Source organism: Kineococcus sp. GCM10028916, assembly GCF_042674865.1.
Taxonomy (GTDB): Bacteria; Actinomycetota; Actinomycetes; order Actinomycetales; family Kineococcaceae; genus Kineococcus.
The window spans coordinates 187,628-205,546 of the sequence record NZ_JBHTFM010000016.1; the positions used below are offsets into that span (position 1 = coordinate 187,628).

The window sequence follows — 17,919 nt, forward strand, 5'->3', positions numbered from 1 at the left end:
CCTCACACAAGTGTGAGGTTCAAGTCGAGTTGCGGGGAGGTTCTGTGCGCATCGGAGAACTCGCCCACCGGGCGGGTGTCAGCGTCCGTTCGCTGCGCTACTACGAGGAGCAGGACCTCGTCCCGGCCGAGCGGACCCCCGGGGGCCACCGGGAGTACCCCGAGTCCGCCGTCGAGCGGGTCCGGTTCATCCAGCAGCTGTACTCCGCCGGGCTCGCGAGCACCGTCATCGCCGGGCTCCTGCCGTTCCTGGACACCCGTGTCGTGACGTCGGAGATGGAGGAGCGCCTGGCCGGGGAGCACGACCGTCTCCAGCAACAGATCGACCGGCTCTCCGTGGCGCGCGACCGCCTCGCCGAACTGCGCTCGATCGCCGCCGACGCCGGCGGCGAGCAGGTTCCCTGCGCGACCGATGCAGCCCTGCCGGCGTTCAGCTGAGCCGGGCGAGCAACCACGCGGCGATCTCCTCGCCCGCCGCGGCGCCGCTGGCGCCGGTGAGTTCGGCGCCCTCGTGCTCCCAACCGGCCCGGAAGAGTTCCCCGTGCCGGGGACGGCGCGACTCCTGCGCCGCGACCAGCAGGTCCACGTCGAGGAGGGAGTCGCCCGCCGAGACGAAACCCGACGCACCGCAGCGGGACACGACCTCGGCGACCGCCGCGGACTTCGTCAGCGGCCGCGGCACGGCGTAGAGCTTGCGCCCCTGCAACGAGACCGTGTACCCCCACCCGTCCATCAGCATCACGAGTTCCCCCAGACGCGGCCCCTCGAGTTCTGCGCGCTGACCGTCGCGCAGCACCACGTAGCAGAACAGGTCGGGAACGCTCCGGACCGCGGGGTCCTCCGACCCCGGGACGGCCCGGACGAGTTCCGCCGCCAGCCGCGACAGTTCCGCGTGCACGTCCGCCAACGGCGCGCAGACGGACAACCGTTCCTGCACCGCGGCGGCCCACTCCGCGTCGGGACGACCGGAGTTCATCAGCACCCCGCCGTTGGCGCACACCGCGTAGCGCGGGGCCGCGCCGGGCCAGCGGATCCGTTCGTACTGCTCGAGGGTCCGCGTGGTCACGGGGACGAACCGGTCGGAGGCGACGAGCGAACCCAGCAGTTCCCACGCCGTGGGGGTGACGTAGGAGATGGTGCGACCCTGGTACTCCTCGACCTCCACGAGCCCGGCGACGTCGACCCCGGCGGACCGGGAGGAGAAGACCAGCGTCTGATCGAGATCACTGGCGGCGAGCAGCTTCACACCGCCAACCCATCAGCACCGGTCGCCCCGCGGGTGAACCGCGGGTGGATGAGGCCGATCGCGGAGTAGGACAACCCGGGAACCTCTTCGACGACGACACCGCGCTGGTCGGCGAGCAACCGCACGTGGGCCAGGTCGTCGGGGTGCGACAGTTCCGACGCCGGACGCACGAGGACGCGCCACGGCACCCGCCGCAGCAGCACGCGCGTCGTCTCCCCCACCCCGGGTTTCACCAGGTTGACGTCCCCGATGCCGTAGTGCTCGCTCACCCGCTCGACCTCCGCCCACCCGGCGAAGCTCGCCGTGCGATCCCCCGAGCGCAACCCCTCGACGACGGCGGGGACCTCGGCCGCGACGTCGTCGAACCAGGAACTCACGACGTCGAGGAACCGGTTCGACTCGTCCGCCGGGGCGAGGTCAGCGTAGAACTTCGCGCCGTGGAACTGCCCGGGTGCGAGCAGCCGTTCGTTCAGCACCGTGCGGCTCACCAGGCCCGACACCGTCGAGTTCAGGCAGGCCGAGGGGATCAGGTAGTCCTCGCGGGTCCCGAACGTCCGCACGCAGTGGCCGGGGTCGGCGAGCACGGCCAGGTCGTCGTCGAACCCCCCGGCGGGACCCCCGAACCGCTCGAGCGCGACGGACAGTTCCCGCACGATGGCGCCCTTGCCCGTCCAGCCGTCGACGAACACGACGGAGGCGGGGTCGTGGTGCGCCGCGATCCAGCGCAGGGCGACCTCGTCGATCCCGCGACCGCGCACGATCGAGACCGCGACGTGCGGCCAGTGCAGGCCCTGCCGGATCGCCCAGCGCCGCAGCAGGATCCCCACCGGGGTGCCGGCGCGGGCCAGCGAGGCGAGCAGCAGGTCGTCACCGCGTTCGGCGCGCAGCAGTTCCGCGACGACGCCCACCCCCAGCGCGACCCGGCGGGCCGTGCGCTCCAGCGCGTCGGCGAACAGCTTCCGGTACTCCGCGCTCGGCTGGTACTCCACGGGCAGGGACTCCGCGTAGTGCGCGCCGCCGCTCTGGATCGCCTCCTCGCGCTCCTCCGCCGGGGCCTCCAGTTCCACCCCGGACAGGTCGGTGAGCAGCCAGCTCACCTCGTCGGGGAGGTAGGAACCGAACTGCGGCCCCGACAGCGGGGCGGGTGTGGACGTCACGGGGAGCTTCTCCAGGAATCAGCGGGCAGGGTCACGAGCAGCAACCGCGACGTCAGCGGGGCCAGCGCGGCGAGCACGCCGTCGGGGGCGTGCAGGTCGGCGGGTGCGGAGGCCGAGTCGACGACCAGCACGATCGCGTCCCACCCGCCCGCACGGGTCGCGTTGTGGGCGTAGCGGATCCCCGCCCCGTCGAGCACCGGGTCGTGGGAGACGAACGCCACCGAACTGCGCACCGCGTACCCCGGGTCGTCGACGGCGAGCACGGGCGAGCGGGTCGTGGAGGAGAACCGCACCTCCCCCGGGTGGCGTTCGGCGAGCTGCACCGCCACCGCCAGGGGGGCGTGCAGGAGTTCCTCCGACCCCAGCACGAGGACGGAACCGGCGGCGGCGTGGACCTCCGGCAGCAGGTGGCGCACCAGGTCCGCACCGGCCAGGAGTTCCGCGTGGGCGGGGGCGCTGCCGAACCGGCCCGTCGTCGGGACACCGGCCGGCCAGTCGACCGCGACCGGGACCACGTCGCCGGGACGACCCACCCCGGGCAGCACCGGTTCGGCGTCCGCGACCAGGGCCGTACCCCGGGCCAGCACGTCCGCGGGCAGCTCCACCCGTCCCTGCGCCAGGCTCACGACGTCGATGCGGGTCCCGAGCTCCACGGCCAGGTCGGCCAACCGGTCGTGGTCGGCCGCGGAGCGCACGTCGACCAGGCCCGCGACGACGTAGTGGCGGTGCGGGGCCTTGGCGTGCAGGACGCGCAGGGTGTTCGCCACGGTGCGGCCGGTGGACAGCTCGTCGTCGACGAGCACGACCGGCGCGTCCGGATCGGCCAGCGCCGCCAGCACGGCCGGTTCGCACGGCAGCAGCTGGTGGCCGCTCGCGTGGGAGTGCTCCTCCTCGAAACCCGCGTAGTCGATCGCCTCGGGCACCGCGCGACGGGTGGAGTGCAGACCCGCGCAGCCCAGCGCGTCCGCCACCGTGTGCCCGAGGCCCGTGGCGGTCTCGGCGTAGCCGATGACCAGGGCGTCGGGGCGGGCCGGGGGCCGCCGGACCGCGGCGTCGAGCGCCGCCGTGGCCCGCTCCTGGCCCTTCAGCGCCGCCCGCCACGTCGACGCGTCCAGCACGGGGGCGTCGGGGACGCCGAGGAGCTCCGCGACGCGGGCCCCGAGCCGCAGCCCGGCGGCCCGGACGAGGCGGGGGTCGGTGGGGACGTGCTTGCCGAGGACCTGGCTGACCAGCAGGTGCGCCCGTTTCGGGTTGCGGCGCAGCGCGAGCCCGAGGAGGTCGTGCACGGTCAGGCCGTCGGTGCCGGGCGGGCCCTCGACGTGGACGCCGAGCCGTTCCCAGACCCAGCGCGCGGTCGGGTGCGTGGCGGCGAGGTTCACGCGTGGACCCCGTCGAGGGAGGCGCGCACGGCCCGCCAGGAGTCGTCCTGCGCCTGCAGCAGGTGGGCGTAGGAGATGTCCTCGCGGGCGACCCCGAAGGCGTCGGCGCGGGCGAGGACGCGTTCGGCCCAGGGGCGGTGCGGGCCGGCCTCGTTCATCTTGTTCCGGTAGGTGGAGGCCATCGCGCCGCCCCCGTGCTGGGCGAGGACGTCGGAGGCGTCGCAGAAGTCCTCGTGGGTGACGACGGACATCGCGTGCACGACGGCGACGTGGCTGGGGTGGATGACCGTCTTGCCCTGCAGCCCGTTGACCCGGTCGAGGACGAGTTCGCGGACGAGACCGTCGAGGTCGTCCGCGATGAGCTGCTCGCGCAGCTCCTCGTTGCCGGACTCCGCGAACGGGCTGGCCGCGAGCGAGGTGCGGAAGACGCGTTCTCCGGAGGAGAAGTGCTCCCACACGGGGGCCGTGATCGGGTACCCGCTGCCGTCGGCCCGGCCGAGGACGTTGATGACGTCGCCGAGGACGTCGGCGACGACGCGGACGTCCCAGACGGTGGAGCCGCGGGGGCGGCGCAGGCCGTAGGCGGCGGAGAGGTCCGTCGCCCCGGTGCGGACGGCGAGGACGACGTCGCGGTGGGCGTCGAGGACGTCGCGGATGGCGAACAGCGCGGCGTGGCGGGTGTCGAGGTGCGCGACGTCGCGGCTCTCCAGGACCGGCATGGCCCACAGCCGGCGCCCGGCCCGTTCGGAGGCCGTCCCGACGGCTTCGAGCCACTCGTCGGGCGAGGGCTGGCCGGCGCCGCCGAACTTGGGGATGACGAAGCCCGTGAGGCAGTCCAGGCCCACGCCGCTGCGCTCGACGACGCTGAGCAGCTGCTGCGGGGTGCGGGTGCGGATGAAGAGCATCAGGGGGGCGCCGTCGCGCCACTCCGGCGCGGTGGCGAGGCCGCGCAGTTCCCGGACGAGGATCTCCTCGGCCTCGGCGACGCGGTGGTCGGGGACGGAGTCCTCCAGGCAGGCGACGGCCGACATGACGCCCCGGCGGGCGAGGCGGACGAGGTCACCGGCGAGACGCTCGCGCGTCGCGGGGCAGTACAACGTGGCGCCGAGCGCGACGGCGAGTTCGTCGCGCCCGGCGGTGACGTCGACCGGCTGCGGAGGGTGCAGGAAGAGCTGGTCCTTCTGCTCCGCGTCGAGGGTGGCGAAGTGCCGCACGGTGTCGGGAGGTTCAGACGTGGGCGGCGACGGCGTCGCGCAGGTCGCGGATGTGGCGGCCGTTGGCGGGGGCGCCGATGGCCGTCATGGCCCAGCCCGACCCCTCACGGGTCAGCTTGGCCATGATCTGCGCCGTGTGCGGGCCGGCGTCGGAGAGCTCGTAGCGGGCCAGTTCGACCTCCTGCGCCTGGGCGGCGTCGACGACCCGGCAGACGGCGTTCTGGACCTGGGAGAAGTCCTGGCCGGTGAAGCTGGAGACGGTGAAGACCAGGGTCGTGACCTTTGCGGGCACGGCGGGCAGGTCGACGTAGATGGTCTCGTCGTCGCCGTCGCCCTCACCGGTGAGGTTGTCCCCGGTGTGGGTGATCGAGCCGTCCTTGCTGCGCAGCTGCTGGAACCACACCTCGTCGACGAGCTTGCCCGCGCTGTCGAAGAGCAGGCAGCTGGCGTCGAGGTCGACGTCGATGGACTTCTTGCGGAAGAGGCCCTTGGCGACGGCGTCCCAGCCGAGACCCATGAAGACCCGGGTGAGGGTGCCACCGCCGGACTTCTCCAGCGACAGCTTCTGGCCCTTGTTCAGACTGACGGCCACGGGTGGCCCCTCTCTCGTGGTGGTGCGGGTGGTCCTCAGGAAGGACGCGGGACGGTGCCCTCGTGGTTCCAGTCGAGGTCGTCGAAGCCGTAGGCGAGCGCGACGTCGCGGACCGGACCGGGGAAGAACTCGTTCTCGCGGCGGACGACGAGGTCGCCGGCGACGTCGTGCACGGAGGCGATGACGCAGGTGCGCGCGTCGGGGGGTGGTTCGCCGGTCCACATCTGCAACGTCCCCCCACCGCGGCGGGCCAGCGTCAGGTGCGGCGCCAGTCGCGCGTAGTCCGGGGGCTGCGTTCCCTGCGCGTAGACGTAGAAGACCATCCGGCGCAGCAGGTCGAGGTGGGCGGCGTCGGCGAGGACCTCCTCGCCCTCCTGTTCGCTGCGGGGGCCCAGGCGCAGGACCTGGCGTGCCCCGAACCCGGGCGCGGCGAGGAGTTCACCCAGGGACTGCAACGCACCCGCGTGACGGTCGCGCGTCTCCCAGAGGCACCCCAGGTGGACGTCGGACGAACGGTGCAGTCCGGCGGAGGTGACGAGCTGGTCCCAGCGCAGGGTGATGCGCAGCGACCCGGTCGAGCGCTCCGCGGCGGTGATGGTGTGGGACGGGCGTTCGTCGTCGAGGACGATGCGGCGCTCGCTGGCCCGGGCCTGCCCGACGACCGCCGCCGGTGCCGGCGCGGGTTCCCGCACCCGTGGGAGCACGGGAGCGGGAACCGGCCGGGGCGCCGGCGGTGCGGGTGGCTTCGCGCGAGCCGGGACGGGGACGGGACGGGACGGGTTCAGGTGGTCGGCGAAGGTCCGCGGGCTGCGTGCCCGCCCCGGTCGGCCGAGGAAGTTGTGGACCTCCTCCGCCGGCCGACCGTTCCTCGTGCCGCTCACCGTTCGTCCTCCCGTCCCGCAATCCCTCCTCCGTCGTCCCCGGTCCTGCGATCAGCTCGCCGGCGAGGCCGACTTCCCCACGTGGGCGTCCTCGGGGTGGGAACGGTTGTGCACGATCGAGGTGATGAGGGCCGCCACGATGAACGCGACCCCGATGAGACCGGTGACGACCTCGGGCACCTCGTGCTCGATGCTGTAGAGCAGGATCGCGGCCAGGGCCCCGATCGCCCAGAGCGCACCGTTCTCGAGGTAGGGGTACATCGAGAGGGTGCCCTCGCGGACGAGGTGGACGGTCATCGACCGGATGTACATGGCGCCGACGCCCAGGCCGATCGCGATGATGATCGCGTCGTTGGTGATGGCGAAGGCCCCGATGACCCCGTCGAAGGAGAACGACGCGTCGAGGACCTCGAGGTAGAGGAAGAGGAAGAACGCGGCCTTGCCGCCGACCTTCGCGATCTCGGAGGGCCCCTTGCGGGCCGGGGTGGACTGGCCGAACTCCTCCTCGTCGTCGGAGTCGTCGTCCTCCTCGATGTTGAAGAGCTCACCGAGACCGTTGACCAGCAGGTACACGACCATGCCGAGGACGCCGGAGGCCAGCACCGTCTGGGCGTGGTCGGTGGCGAAGGTCTCGGCCACGAGGAAGAGGACCGTGCCACCGACGATGACCGACATGGCCTCGACCTGGCCGATCTTCTCCAGGAAGCGCTCGATCGGGCCGAGCCAGTGGTGCTCCTTCTCCCCGAAGATCCAGTTGAGGAAGAGCATCAGCAGGAACATGCCGCCGAAGGCCGCGATCGTGGGGTGCGCCGCGTTCAGCAGGTACCCGTAGGTCCCCGGCTCGTCGACGGGTCCCTTCTCGAGCGCGAGCTTGACGGCGTCGACGGGGTTCAGCGACGCCGTGATGCCCACGAGCAGCAGCGGGAAGACGAGCCGCATGCCGAAGACGGCGATGATGATGCCGACGGAGAGGAAGATCTTCTGCCAGAAGTCGTTCATCCGTCGCAGGACGGTGGCGTTCACGACGGCGTTGTCGAAGGAGAGGCTGATCTCGAGGACGGCCAGGATCGCGACGAGGCCGATGCCGGCCGCACCGTCGTAGAGGACGGCCAGGACGAGGCCCAGCGCGGTGACGCCGAAGGCCCACCCGTAGGTCTTGAGGATCAACGGTCAGCTTCCTGTTCGTGCGGAGCCCACTCGGGGCCGGACGGGAAACCCTCTCACGAGACGCACACCACACGCACGGACGGCGCACGGCTGACTGCCGGGCGCCGTCCTGCGTGCGGTGGGTGCGGTCAGCGGGTCAGACGCTGACGCCGAAGTCCGCCGCGATGCCGCGCAGACCGTTGGCGTAGCCCTGACCGACGGCGCGGAACTTCCAGTCCGAGCCGTTGCGGTACAGCTCACCGAAGACCATGGCGGTCTCGGTCGAGGCGTCCTCGGTCAGGTCGTAGCGCGCGACCTCGGTGCTCCCCTCGGCGTTCACGACGCGGATGAAGGCGTTGCGGACCTGGCCGAAGGACTGCTTGCGGGTGTCGGCGTCGTAGATGGCGACGGTGAAGACGACCTTCTCGATCTCGGCCGGGATGAGGGAGAGGTCGACGTTGATGGCCTCGTCGTCGCCGTCGCCCTCACCGGTCCGGTTGTCACCGGTGTGCTCGACGGAGCCCTCGGGGGACTTCAGCTGGTTGAAGAAGACGAAGAACCCGTCGTTGGGGACCTTGCCGTCGGCGCCGACCATGATGGCCTGCGCGTCGAGGTCGAACTCCGAGCCGGTGAAGCTGTTGGAGTCCCAGCCCAGGCCGATGACGGCCTTGGTCATCCCCGGCGCTTCCTTGGTGAGGGAGACGTTGCCGCCCTTGCTGAGGCTGACGCCCATGGTGTTCGCTCCGTTCGTCTGGTGGTGCTTGCGAAGGGCCCAACGATCACCGGGCCCGATGAGTGCCCGCGCTCAGTCGCGCGAGCCCGAGAACAACCCTCCCAGGGCCCCGAGGCCCTGCTGGTCCGGCTTGGCCGTGTTCTTGACCAGTGCCTTGGCGAAGGCCTCGATGGTGACGGACTGCAGGATGACCCGCCCGTTGCCGCGCAGCGTGGCCAGGGTCATGCCCTCCCCGCCGAAGACCGCGCTCATGATCCCCTGCCGGTTGAGCCGGCCGACGGTCTCGACGCCGTAGGTGATGCGGTCGTCCCAGGCGACGATGCACCCGGTGTCGACGCGGATCGTCCCGCCGTAGTCGGCGGGGTTGATGTCGATGAAGTCGCCGGCCCCGGCGATGAGCAGCGAGCCGCGGCCGGTGAACCTCTCGAGGATGAACCCCTCCCCGCCCATCAGCCCCTGCCCCATGCCGGAGAAGGCGATGTCGAAGTTCACCCCGGCCTCGGCCGCGACGAAGGCGTCCTTCTCGGCGAACCACGTGGTGCCCCCGTCGAGCTCGAGGTGGCGCATCTCGCCGGGGAGCACCCCCGCGAGACCGAGCAGCCCGTCCCCGCCGGGGGTGTGGAAGTGCTGGAAGGCGAAGGACTCCCCCGCGAGCATCCGCTTGCCGGCGTTGGCCGCTCCGCGCAGCAGACCGCCGAGCCCGCCGCTCTCGCCCTTGCCGCCGGGGGCGCTGAGCTTGGTCTCCATGACGACGTCGCCGGAGGAGAAGAGGAACTTCCCCGCCTCGCAGTACAGCGTCTGACCGGGACGCAGGGTCACGACGGCCATCTGGGTCGTGGAACCGACGAGCTGCACGTCGAGGGTCATGGTCTCTTTCCTACCGCACTCGTCGGGTCCGAGGATCTGGTCGTCGTGGTCAGAGGTCCAGGTCGCCGCGTCGGAACTTCGACTCCAGGAACCGGCTCTGCTGCTGCTGACGGTCGACGTCGGCGGAGAGGACGGAGTCCCGCAGCTGCCGGCACCCCTCGACCATCAGGTGCAGCTGGTTGCGCAGCTCCTCCGCCGGAGTGGTGCCGGAGGCGTTGCGGCTGGTCCGCGCCACGTCGGCCGGCAGGGCGAGGAAGTCCTCGACGGTGCGGGGCAGGTGCTCCCCCGCCAGGGTCTCGAGGTCGTGGCGGACCTGCGGGTCGCCGCCGCGTTCGGCGATGCGCAGCAGCAACGGGCCGAGCAGTTCGGCGACCTCGTGCACCAGGACGACGTCGGTCCGCTCGAAGCGGTCCACCGCGGTGTCCACCCGGCGCACGGTGACGACGAGCGCGCGTTCGGCGGCGCTGACCGCCGGGCTGTGAGCCACGGGAGCCACCGGCGCAGGGTGGGCGGGTTCCTCGGGGCGGAGCAGGACGGGGTTCGGGGAGATCAGCGCGTACTTCAGGGCCCGCCGGTAGTGCCGTCGCAGCCTGCGTCGCCGACGGGACTCGTTCTCGTAGGCGACGTTCGCCGCGATCCAGGCCCACATGGCCAGGAACCCGACCCACCAGAACGCGTCGGGCAGCGCCGCGTAGAGGACGATCCACCCGCCGAGCCCGACGAAGCGGAAGAGCTGGAACGCCGGGTCGGAGATCCAGCCGAGGACCGGCAGGGTGGCGCCGAGCCGGGGTTCGAGGTCGTTCGGCCCGATGACCTCGACCTCCCGCTCGGGCAGCACCGCGCGACGCGGCGGGTCGTCGTGGGATCCGTCGCGGGAGCCCCCGCCCCTGCTCAGTTCGATGCCCACCGCGGCCCCCGTCACAGGTCCAGGTCGGAGCGGCGGAACTTCGCCTCGAGGAAGCGGCTCTGCTGCTGCTGGCGGTCCACGTCGCGGCTGAGGACCGAATCACGGAGCTGACGACAGCCCTCGACGAGCAGGTGCAGCTGAGCGCGCAGTTCGTCGGCGGGGGTCGTGCCCGCCGCCGTCCGGTGCTCGTGGGCGTAGTCGTCGGGCAGGACGAGGTAGTCGTCGATCGCCCGCGGGAGGTGCTCCCCCGCGAGGGTCTCCAGGTCGTGGCGGACCTGCGGGTCGGCGTCGCGGGTACGCAGGTTCGCCAGCAGCGGGCGGAGCAACCGGTCGACCTCGCGGACGAGGTCCACGGACTCGGCGTCCATCCGGCCCCCGGAGGTCTCGGCCCGGACGACGGAAGCGGCGAGGAGGCGTTCGGCGGTGGAGATCGGGTCGGGCAGTTGCGGCGCGGTCGGTGCCTCGACGGTCCGGACGCTGCGGGCCCGGTGCCGTTCGAGGCGACGCGCCCGGCGTTCCTCGCGCTGGGGACCGGCCCACGGGACGCCCCGCTGCTTGACGTAGCCGAAGACCACACCCTGCATCAGCAGCATGATCAGACCCAGCGGCCAGAGGTGCGCCGCGAACGCGACGATCCAACCGGCCGTCCAGACGCCGGTGAACAGCTTCATGCCGGGTTCGCTCAGTCCGCGGACGTTGTCCTCGGGCAGCGAGGGTTCCCGCTTCTCGTACGGGACCGGCGGCGGCGTCGTCCGGGCGACCGGCGCGACCGGGCGCACCTGGGGGACGTCCTCGTGGCGCGAGGCCCCCCGCCCGTCACCCTTGCCGAGCTCAACACCCACGACGTGCTCCCTAGAGGTCCAGGTCGGAACGACGGAACTTCGCGTCCAGGAACCGGCCCTGGACCGACAACTTCTGCGCGTCGTGGTCGTGGACCGCGCGCTGCAGGTCCCTCGCGCCGTCCACCAGGAGGCGGAGCTGGGTCACGAGCTCCTCGGCCGGTGTGGAGCCCGAAGGCCCGCGGTTGGTGAGGGCGTAGTCCTCGGGCAGGTCGAGGTAGTGGTCCAGGGCCCCGGGGAGGTACTCGGTGAGGATCGCCTCGAGGTTGTGCAGTTCCTCGACGTCCGCCCCGCGCTTGGCGACGTGGGCCAGCAGCGGCTTGAGCACGTCCTCGATCTCCCGGACCGCCGGGACGGCACCGTCCGGCAGCCGACCACCGTTGCGGTTGGCGATCCGCACGACCTCGCGCAGCGAGTTCTGCAGACCCACGACGGGATCCACCGGGGCCGCCGGTTCCACCGGCGTCGGGGCGTTCTGCTCCAGCACGGGTTCGCCCGTGAAGGCCGCCTTGATCCGCAGCCACGTCGAGTTCGCCATGACGGAGTGCACCAGACCCAATCCCCAGGTGCCCGCGCCCAGGATCAGGCCGAGCACACCCAACAACACACCGTCCATCGCCAACAGCGTCACGGCCCCGACCGACGCGATCAGGTAGACGAGGGACGCCAGGACCCACCGGGCCCGACGTCCGCGCAACCCCATGTAGAGGAACGACAACCAGGGCAACCCGACCGCGGGGATCGCCAGCCACCAGGAGTTCGCCGCCCGCCACGTCCGGCTCCGCAGCCGACGCGACACGAGTTCCGGTGGCGCTTGTGCCGGGCCGCGTCGCACGACCTTCCCCTCGAGCGCCGCCGTCCGCCGCAGCGCCCGCGAGGGGCGCTGGTCGGACCGGGACGGGGCCACGGAACTCACCGTGGGCCTTCGAGCGCGGGGCCGGGGCCCTGCTCGCCGTTGCGCGCCCGCTCCAGGTAGGAGCGCGAGCGGTGCACCTGGCCCTCGAGGGCGTCGACGGTGTTCGCCATGCTGACCACGGCCTGCTGCTTGAACGTGTCGATGGCGTCCATCGTCGCGAAGACGTTGTCGAACGCCTTCTGCAGCGTCGCGACGTCCACCATCGCCGTCGAGGCCTGCTCGTGGATCTGCCCGGTCTGCTGCTTGAGCATCTCCGACGTCGACAGGATCATCTGGTTCGTCGTCGAGTTCAGGGCGTTGATCTGGTCGAGCACGAGCTTCTGGTTGGCCAGCGCCTGCGCGACGATCACGGCGGTCCGCAGCGCCGCGACGGTCGTCGTCTGCGCCCGGTCGACCCCCTTGATGAGCTCGATGTTGTTCTTGCGCACCAGGTCCAGCGCGAGGTACCCCTGCACGCTGACGGCGAGTTGAGTCAGCAGGTCCTGGTGGCGCTGGCGGATCGGGAAGAGCGCGTCGGAGGTGAGCGCGTCGGCGGCCTGCGGGTTGGTGGCCCGGACCTCGTCGATCTTCGCCACCGTCGCGGCGTCCAGCGCCTTGGCCAGCGTGGAGTACTCGGTGAGCTTGCCCATCGTGGTCCACAGGTTCTGCTTCTCGGACTCGATGGAGGCGTTGTCCTTGCGCAGCTCGTCCTGGCCGCTCGCGAGCGCCTTGATGATCGCGTCGAGCTGGCTCTGGGCGTCCTGGTAGCGCTCGAAGTAGCGCTGGATCTTGTTGCCCATCGGGATGATCCCGAGGATCTTCTTCGCCCCGTGCAGGTCCGCGCGGCCCGGGTCGAGGCTGGTGACCGTCTGACGCAGTTCCAGCAGCGTGTTCGCGACCTTCACCTGCGCATCGGCGCCCGGCCCCTTGGCCTTCTGCCCCTTGGCGCCGGCGAGGCTGGACTGCGGGCGTTCCAGCATCCGGTTCGAGACCTGCGCGGAGGAGCGGACCTCCTGCTCCCCCATGCGCGTGATGTCGTCGACCTTCTTCTGGAAGGCGGGACTGCGCGGGTCCTGCGCCGCGAGGTCGGCGACGAAGGCCTGCGCCTTGCGCTGCAGCTCGACCCGGGTGGCCTCGTCGAGCGGGATCATGCCCTCGGCCTGCTCGTCGGCCACCACCGGCACCGGTGCGGGCGGCGTCAGCTGCAGGTCCGAGACCGGCGGCGTCGCCGGTGCGGCCGGCGGGTTCAGCGGCTTGCTCAGGTCCAGCGACTCCGACATCAGGCGGTTCCCCTCGTGTGCTCCGTGCGTGCCACCCGCGCCTCCCCCGGGCTCGTTGCCGATCCTAGGTCCGCCACGTGCGGTCGTCCGATCCTGGCTCAGGGTGAGGACCCGGGGCATCCACCCCTCGGTGGACAGATCCGCGACGCCCGTCGTCCTCCCGTCGGGGACCACCCCCGACGACGCGCGGCGCAGGTCAGGGGTGCCCCCCCTACCGCGGTAGCGCCACGATCAGGGGGATCCCGGGGTCACCAGTCGTTCTCCTCGCGGTCCTCGCGGTCGTTCTCCTCGGTCCGCGCCCGCGCCGACTCCAGCGCGTGCTGGGCCTCCGCGCGGGAGGCGTAGGGCCCGAGCAGGTCCTTGTTCTGCCCCCGCTTCTCCAGCTCCTGGACCTCGCCGGTGTTCACGTCGTAGAACCACTGCGTCGCCATGGAGGCATCCTGGCGCGTGGGGGCCGAGTGCGCACCCGACCTAGACTCCACCCCATGAGCACGGGCACCTCCACCACCGCACCCCTCGGCACGCTGGTGCCCGGCACGATCTCCCCGCGCCGTCCGGTCCCACCGCGGATCGAGCGCCCGGAGTACGTCGACCAGCAGGCGCCGCTGCCCTACAAGGGCCCCAACGTCATCGACGCCGAGGGCATCGAACGGATCCGGCGCTCGAGCAGGCTCGCCGCGCAGGCGATGGCCCTGGTGGCCGAGAGCATCGTCCCGGGCACGACGACGGACGAGCTGGACCGGATCGGGCACGAGTTCCTCTGCGACCACGGCGCCTACCCGTCGACGCTGGGCTACCGGGCGTTCCCGAAGGCGTTGTGCAGCAGCGTCAACGAGGTCATCTGCCACGGGATCCCGGACTCCACGGTGCTCCAGGACGGCGACATCGTGAACCTGGACATCACCGCCTACCTGGACGGGATGCACGGCGACACCAACGCGACCTACCTCTGCGGCGACGTCGACGAGGAGTCCCGGCTGCTCGTCGAGCGCACCCACGAGGCGACGATGCGGGGCATCAAGGCCGTCGCACCGGGACGGGCCATCAACGTCATCGGCCGGGTCATCGAGAAGTACGCCAAGCGCTTCGGGTACGGCGTCGTGCGCGACTTCACCGGCCACGGCGTCGGGCCGGCCTTCCACACCGGGCTGATCGTCCCCCACTACGACGCCGCGCCCTCGCACGCGCTGGTGATGGAGCCCGGCATGGTCTTCACCATCGAGCCGATGCTGACGCTGGGCACCCACGACTGGGACATGTGGGAGGACGGCTGGACGGTCGTCACGAAGGACCGCAAGCGCACCGCGCAGTTCGAGCACACCCTCGTGGTGACCGACACGGGCGCGGAGATCCTCACCCTTCCGTGACCCCGGGCGTAGCCCCCAGGTCGTGGTCGGCGGCGTGAAGATCAGCCCTGGGTAGCGCGACGGGGGCGGGGGCCGGGGCGTTGGATGGTCGTAGCCGGCACACCCCGGCGGACGACCCGAAGGAGCCCCACCCGTGAGCAGCACCGACCTCTCCCGCCCGACCTCCGGCAAGCTCATCGCCGGCGTCTGCGCCGGCCTCGGACGCCGGTTCGGACTGTCCAGCAACGTCGTGCGGGCGCTGTTCGTCGCCTCCTGCATCCTGCCCGGACCGCAGTTCCTCGTGTACATCGCGCTGTGGATCGTCATGCCGAAGGACACCGGTCGCTGACGGGCCTAGGCTCGCGCTCGTGACCAGCAGCGAGACGCACGCAACGACCACCCCCCCGACCGGCAGGGTCGGTCTCGGGGTGGACATCGGAGGTTCCGGCATCAAGGCGGCCCCGGTCGACCTGGAGGCCGGTGAGTTCGCTGCCGAGCGCGTGCGGATCGAGACCCCGCAGCCGGCGACCCCCGCGGCGGTGGCACCGGTCGTGGCCGAGGTGCTGGCCGGGTTCGACGTCCCCGGGGACACCCCGATCGGCATCACCTTCCCCGCCGTCATCCAGCACGGGATCGCGCGCAGCGCCGCGAACGTCGACGAGTCCTGGATCGGGACCGACGCGGAGACGCTGTTCTCGGAGGTCCTCGGCCGTCCGGTCCTCGTCGTCAACGACGCGGACGCCGCCGGGTACGCGGAGACTCAGTTCGGCGCGGCGAAGGGCGTCCACGGGGTCGTCCTGGTGACGACGCTGGGCACCGGCATCGGCACGGCCCTCATCGTCGACGGGCGGCTCGTCCCGAACACCGAGCTCGGGCACCTGGAGATCGACGGTCACGACGCGGAGAAGAAGGCCGCCGACGCGGCCCGCGAACGCCACGACCTGTCCTGGTCGCAGTGGGCGAAGCGCCTGCAGCGCTACTACTCCCACCTCGAGGACCTGCTGTGGCCGGACCTCATCGTCGTCGGCGGTGGGGTGAGCAAGAAGCACGAGAAGTTCCTGCCGCTGCTGGACCTGCGCACCCCGATCGTGCCCGCGACCCTGCGCAACGACGCGGGGATCATCGGGGCGGCGGCCCTCGCCGCCGCCCGGGCGGCCGACCGCGGCTGACCTTCCGGTCATGGCCCGGGCGCACTAGTGTCCGGGCCATGACTGACGCGACGCCGCGGCTGAAGTTCGGGCTCTTCGTTCCCCAGGGCTGGAAGCACGACCTGGTGGGCGTGGACCCCGTCGACCACTGGAAGGTCATGAGCGGTCTGGCGCAGCGCGCCGACCGCGGTGACGTCTGGGACTCGATCTGGGTCTTCGACCACTTCCACACCGTTCCCGAACCCACCGACCAGGCCACCCACGAGGCGTGGAGCCTGATGGCCGCCTTCGGGGCGGTGACCTCCCGCATCCGCCTCGGGCAGATGTGCACCTGCATGAGCTACCGCAACCCCGCCTACCTGGCCAAGGTCGCGACCACAGTCGACGTCGTCTCCGGCGGCCGCCTCAACATGGGGATCGGCGCGGGCTGGTACGAGCACGAGTGGCGCGCCTACGACTACGGGTTCCCCGGCGCCGGTGAGCGCCTGGCCCGCCTCGACGAGGGCGTGCAGATCATGCGCCAGATGTGGACCGAGGGGATCTCCACCTTCGCGGGCAAGCACTACACGACGGACGGTGCGATCAACCGGCCGCTGCCCGTGCAGGAGGGCGGGATCCCGCTCTGGATCGCCGGGGGCGGGGAACGCAAGACGCTGCTGACCGCGGCGAAGTACGCCGACTACACGAACTTCGACGGGACCCTCGAAGGGTTCACGCACAAGTCCGCCGTCCTGGAGCAGCACTGCAAGGACGTCGGACGCGACTACGCCACGATCACCCGCTCGGCCGACTACAACATCGCCATCGGCCGCGACGAGGCCGAGGTCGCCGACCGGATCGCGGCACGCCGTGCGCAGCTCGAACCCCACGTCAGCGCCGAGGCCGTCGAACGTGACCTCGCGAGCCTCGCCCCGGGGTCGGCGGGGGTAGGCACCCCGGAACAGATCGTGGAGAAGTTGCGGCCCCTGCTCGATGCGGGCCTGGGGTACGCGAACTTCTACTTCCCCGAGGCCGCGACCGACACCAGCGGCATCGAGTTGTTCGAGCGCGAGGTCGTGCCGGCGCTGCTCGGCTGAGCGTCGCGGGTACTGCTGCAGGGCAAGGGTTCCTGGACCTGCGGCAGTACCCGTTCCCGTCCGGTCGGGGTCAGCGGGAGCCCGCGTCGGGTCGCTGGGCGGAGTTCACCGCGTGGACCACGGACCGGAACAGCGGGACACCGGCGACGCAGCACAACGCCTCGAGGACGCCGAGACCGGTGAGGACCCCGTCGGAGGCGGTGTCGGCCAGCCGCAACGAGGCCCCCCGGCCAGACCGGCGAGGATCCAGACCGTCCACCAGAGCCGCAGCGGCGCCTCGACGCCCCGGGGGGCCCGACGACGGGACGCGGTCCAGACGTCCTCGACCAACTGGCGGGGGACGAAGAACCACGCGATCGGCGTGAACCAGCCGAACCACGCCCACAGCGCCGCCCGGCGGTGCGGCACGGCCGGGGTGATGCGCTGGGCGTTGCGACGGGCCCGGCCCAGCCAGAGCGCGGTGACGACCAGGGCGGCGAGCAGACCGCCGGAGAAGCCCGCGCCCCCCACCAGCAGCGCCGCCCACCCGGCGAGGGAGTCGCCCAGGAGCAGACCCGCCGCGCAGACGACGTCCGCGGCCAACGACTCCAGGAGCAGGCATGCTTGCCCCGTGGACCTCGACACCCTCCCGGACGAGACCCCGGTCAGCTGCGCGTTCTGCGGTTCACGGGAACCGGACGCCGACGTCCGCACCCAGGAACGGCTGGGGGTGCAGGTGGCGGTCTGCGCGGCCTGCCGGGAGCGTTTCGCGGGGGCGAACGCGCCGGCGACGAAGGCTCCGGTGATCGAGGAACCCCGTGGCCTGCCGCCGACGCTGGGCCAGCAGTCGGGTGCCGTCTTCGCCCTCGTCCAGCGGATGGCGAGGATCGCCGCGGACCGTCCGTACACCGAGGAGGAGTGCGAGCACTGCGGCCACCTCGTGCACCACTACCGCGACAGCGCGGGTGCCGACGTCGGGCTGGCCAAGGAATCGGTGCTCGCGGTGAGCGTCCCCGCCGACGAACGCTGGCGGGTGGTCGCGGACCGGGCCGTCACGGTCGCCGAGCTGGAGGCGGACGACGAGTACGACGAGGACGACGAGGACCAGGTCGGCGCGCGGGTGCGGCACGCGGTGGTCTGTCCTGCGAACCCCGCACCCGCGAACCCCCGGCTGGCGCGGATGTGGAACGCCCACCGCACCCCGCCGTCCCCCGACCACTGACCCGTGATCCCGC

The 17,919-nt window shown here is 71.8% G+C and carries 19 protein-coding genes and 1 pseudogene; 6 read left to right on the forward strand and 14 right to left on the reverse strand.

The window, feature by feature from the left end; translation table 11 throughout:
• The first annotated feature begins 44 nt into the window (after positions 1-44).
• The gene (locus ACFQ46_RS14695; RefSeq protein ID WP_380260144.1) at positions 45-437 is read left to right on the forward strand and encodes a MerR family transcriptional regulator; all 393 of its coding nucleotides are present in this window, start codon (positions 45-47) and stop codon (positions 435-437) included.
• Here ACFQ46_RS14695 and ACFQ46_RS14700 read toward each other — a convergent pair.
• From ACFQ46_RS14700 to ACFQ46_RS14760, 13 genes and pseudogenes are all read right to left on the reverse strand, one after another.
• Positions 430-1,245 carry an HAD family hydrolase gene (locus ACFQ46_RS14700; RefSeq protein ID WP_380260145.1) on the reverse strand — a complete coding sequence of 272 codons (816 nt, stop codon included), beginning with the start codon at positions 1,243-1,245 and terminating at the stop codon, positions 430-432. The genes ACFQ46_RS14695 and ACFQ46_RS14700 overlap by 8 nt on opposite strands.
• A pseudogene (locus ACFQ46_RS14705) lies at positions 1,242-3,781 on the reverse strand (phosphoribosyltransferase). The gene ACFQ46_RS14700 and the pseudogene ACFQ46_RS14705 overlap by 4 nt, the downstream one beginning before the upstream one ends.
• Positions 3,778-4,995 (reverse strand): HpcH/HpaI aldolase/citrate lyase family protein, encoded by a 1,218-nt coding sequence (locus tag ACFQ46_RS14710; protein ID WP_380260146.1) that lies wholly within the window; start codon positions 4,993-4,995, stop codon positions 3,778-3,780. Before ACFQ46_RS14710 ends, ACFQ46_RS14705 begins: the two are co-directional and overlap by 4 nt.
• 13 nt (positions 4,996-5,008) lie before the next feature.
• On the reverse strand, positions 5,009-5,587 hold the full coding sequence (locus ACFQ46_RS14715) for a TerD family protein (RefSeq protein ID WP_380260147.1): 579 nt from the start codon (positions 5,585-5,587) through the stop codon (positions 5,009-5,011).
• 35 nt (positions 5,588-5,622) lie between these two features.
• Complete coding sequence (locus ACFQ46_RS14720; protein ID WP_380260148.1) at positions 5,623-6,468, reverse strand: hypothetical protein; 846 nt, start codon at positions 6,466-6,468, stop codon at positions 5,623-5,625.
• A gap of 51 nt (positions 6,469-6,519) precedes the next feature.
• Entirely contained in the window at positions 6,520-7,635 is a 1,116-nt protein-coding gene (locus ACFQ46_RS14725) for a DUF475 domain-containing protein (protein WP_380260149.1), read from the reverse strand.
• Between the two features lie 136 nt (positions 7,636-7,771).
• Complete coding sequence (locus ACFQ46_RS14730) at positions 7,772-8,347, reverse strand: TerD family protein (protein ID WP_380260150.1); 576 nt, start codon at positions 8,345-8,347, stop codon at positions 7,772-7,774.
• 72 nt (positions 8,348-8,419) lie between these two features.
• Entirely contained in the window at positions 8,420-9,214 is a 795-nt protein-coding gene (locus tag ACFQ46_RS14735; RefSeq protein WP_380260151.1) for an AIM24 family protein, read from the reverse strand.
• Between the two features lie 49 nt (positions 9,215-9,263).
• Positions 9,264-10,121 (reverse strand): hypothetical protein, encoded by an 858-nt coding sequence (locus ACFQ46_RS14740; RefSeq protein ID WP_380260152.1) that lies wholly within the window; start codon positions 10,119-10,121, stop codon positions 9,264-9,266.
• An 11-nt stretch (positions 10,122-10,132) separates the two neighbouring features.
• Positions 10,133-10,963: a hypothetical protein gene (locus ACFQ46_RS14745; RefSeq protein ID WP_380260153.1), complete on the reverse strand. Its 831-nt coding sequence runs from the start codon at positions 10,961-10,963 to the stop codon at positions 10,133-10,135.
• 10 nt (positions 10,964-10,973) lie between these two features.
• Positions 10,974-11,867: a hypothetical protein gene (locus ACFQ46_RS14750; RefSeq protein ID WP_380260154.1), complete on the reverse strand. Its 894-nt coding sequence runs from the start codon at positions 11,865-11,867 to the stop codon at positions 10,974-10,976.
• Positions 11,868-11,872: 5 nt separating this feature from the next.
• Positions 11,873-13,135, reverse strand: a complete 1,263-nt coding sequence (locus ACFQ46_RS14755) for a toxic anion resistance protein (protein ID WP_380260155.1) — start codon at positions 13,133-13,135, stop codon at positions 11,873-11,875.
• A gap of 248 nt (positions 13,136-13,383) precedes the next feature.
• Positions 13,384-13,566, reverse strand: a complete 183-nt coding sequence (locus ACFQ46_RS14760; RefSeq protein WP_380260156.1) for a hypothetical protein — start codon at positions 13,564-13,566, stop codon at positions 13,384-13,386.
• A gap of 54 nt (positions 13,567-13,620) precedes the next feature.
• On the opposite strand from ACFQ46_RS14760, the gene map reads away from it, so the two are divergent.
• The 4 genes from map to ACFQ46_RS14780 all read left to right on the forward strand — a co-directional run bounded on the left by map (position 13,621) and on the right by ACFQ46_RS14780 (position 16,705).
• Complete coding sequence (gene map / locus ACFQ46_RS14765; RefSeq protein ID WP_380260157.1) at positions 13,621-14,502, forward strand: type I methionyl aminopeptidase; 882 nt, start codon at positions 13,621-13,623, stop codon at positions 14,500-14,502.
• A gap of 133 nt (positions 14,503-14,635) precedes the next feature.
• Positions 14,636-14,830 (forward strand): PspC domain-containing protein, encoded by a 195-nt coding sequence (locus tag ACFQ46_RS14770; RefSeq protein ID WP_328295558.1) that lies wholly within the window; start codon positions 14,636-14,638, stop codon positions 14,828-14,830.
• Positions 14,831-14,849: 19 nt separating this feature from the next.
• A complete protein-coding gene (gene ppgK, locus ACFQ46_RS14775; protein WP_328295557.1) occupies positions 14,850-15,650 on the forward strand; it encodes a polyphosphate--glucose phosphotransferase in 801 nt (266 codons plus the stop codon).
• Between the two features lie 59 nt (positions 15,651-15,709).
• On the forward strand, positions 15,710-16,705 hold the full coding sequence (locus ACFQ46_RS14780) for an LLM class F420-dependent oxidoreductase (RefSeq protein ID WP_380260438.1): 996 nt from the start codon (positions 15,710-15,712) through the stop codon (positions 16,703-16,705).
• Positions 16,706-16,810: 105 nt separating this feature from the next.
• On the opposite strand, the gene ACFQ46_RS14785 is transcribed toward ACFQ46_RS14780, so the two are convergent.
• The gene (locus ACFQ46_RS14785; RefSeq protein ID WP_380260158.1) at positions 16,811-17,329 is read right to left on the reverse strand and encodes a DUF4328 domain-containing protein; all 519 of its coding nucleotides are present in this window, start codon (positions 17,327-17,329) and stop codon (positions 16,811-16,813) included.
• Between ACFQ46_RS14785 and ACFQ46_RS14790 the strand changes: the two genes are divergently transcribed.
• Entirely contained in the window at positions 17,316-17,906 is a 591-nt protein-coding gene (locus ACFQ46_RS14790; protein WP_380260159.1) for a DUF6083 domain-containing protein, read from the forward strand. The two genes, ACFQ46_RS14785 and ACFQ46_RS14790, sit on opposite strands and share 14 nt — an antisense overlap.
• The last annotated feature ends 13 nt before the right edge of the window (positions 17,907-17,919 follow it).

Excerpts from the sequence above, each read along its gene's own strand:
- ACFQ46_RS14730 (WP_380260150.1), bottom strand. The coding sequence starts at position 8,347 with ATGGGCGTCAGCCTCAGCAAGGGCGGCAACGTCTCCCTCACCAAGGAA.
- ACFQ46_RS14735 (WP_380260151.1), bottom strand. The coding sequence starts at position 9,214 with ATGACCCTCGACGTGCAGCTCGTCGGTTCCACGACCCAGATGGCCGTC.
- ACFQ46_RS14755 (WP_380260155.1), bottom strand. The coding sequence starts at position 13,135 with ATGTCGGAGTCGCTGGACCTGAGCAAGCCGCTGAACCCGCCGGCCGCA.
- ACFQ46_RS14760 (WP_380260156.1), bottom strand. The coding sequence starts at position 13,566 with ATGGCGACGCAGTGGTTCTACGACGTGAACACCGGCGAGGTCCAGGAG.
- map (WP_380260157.1), top strand. The coding sequence starts at position 13,621 with ATGAGCACGGGCACCTCCACCACCGCACCCCTCGGCACGCTGGTGCCC.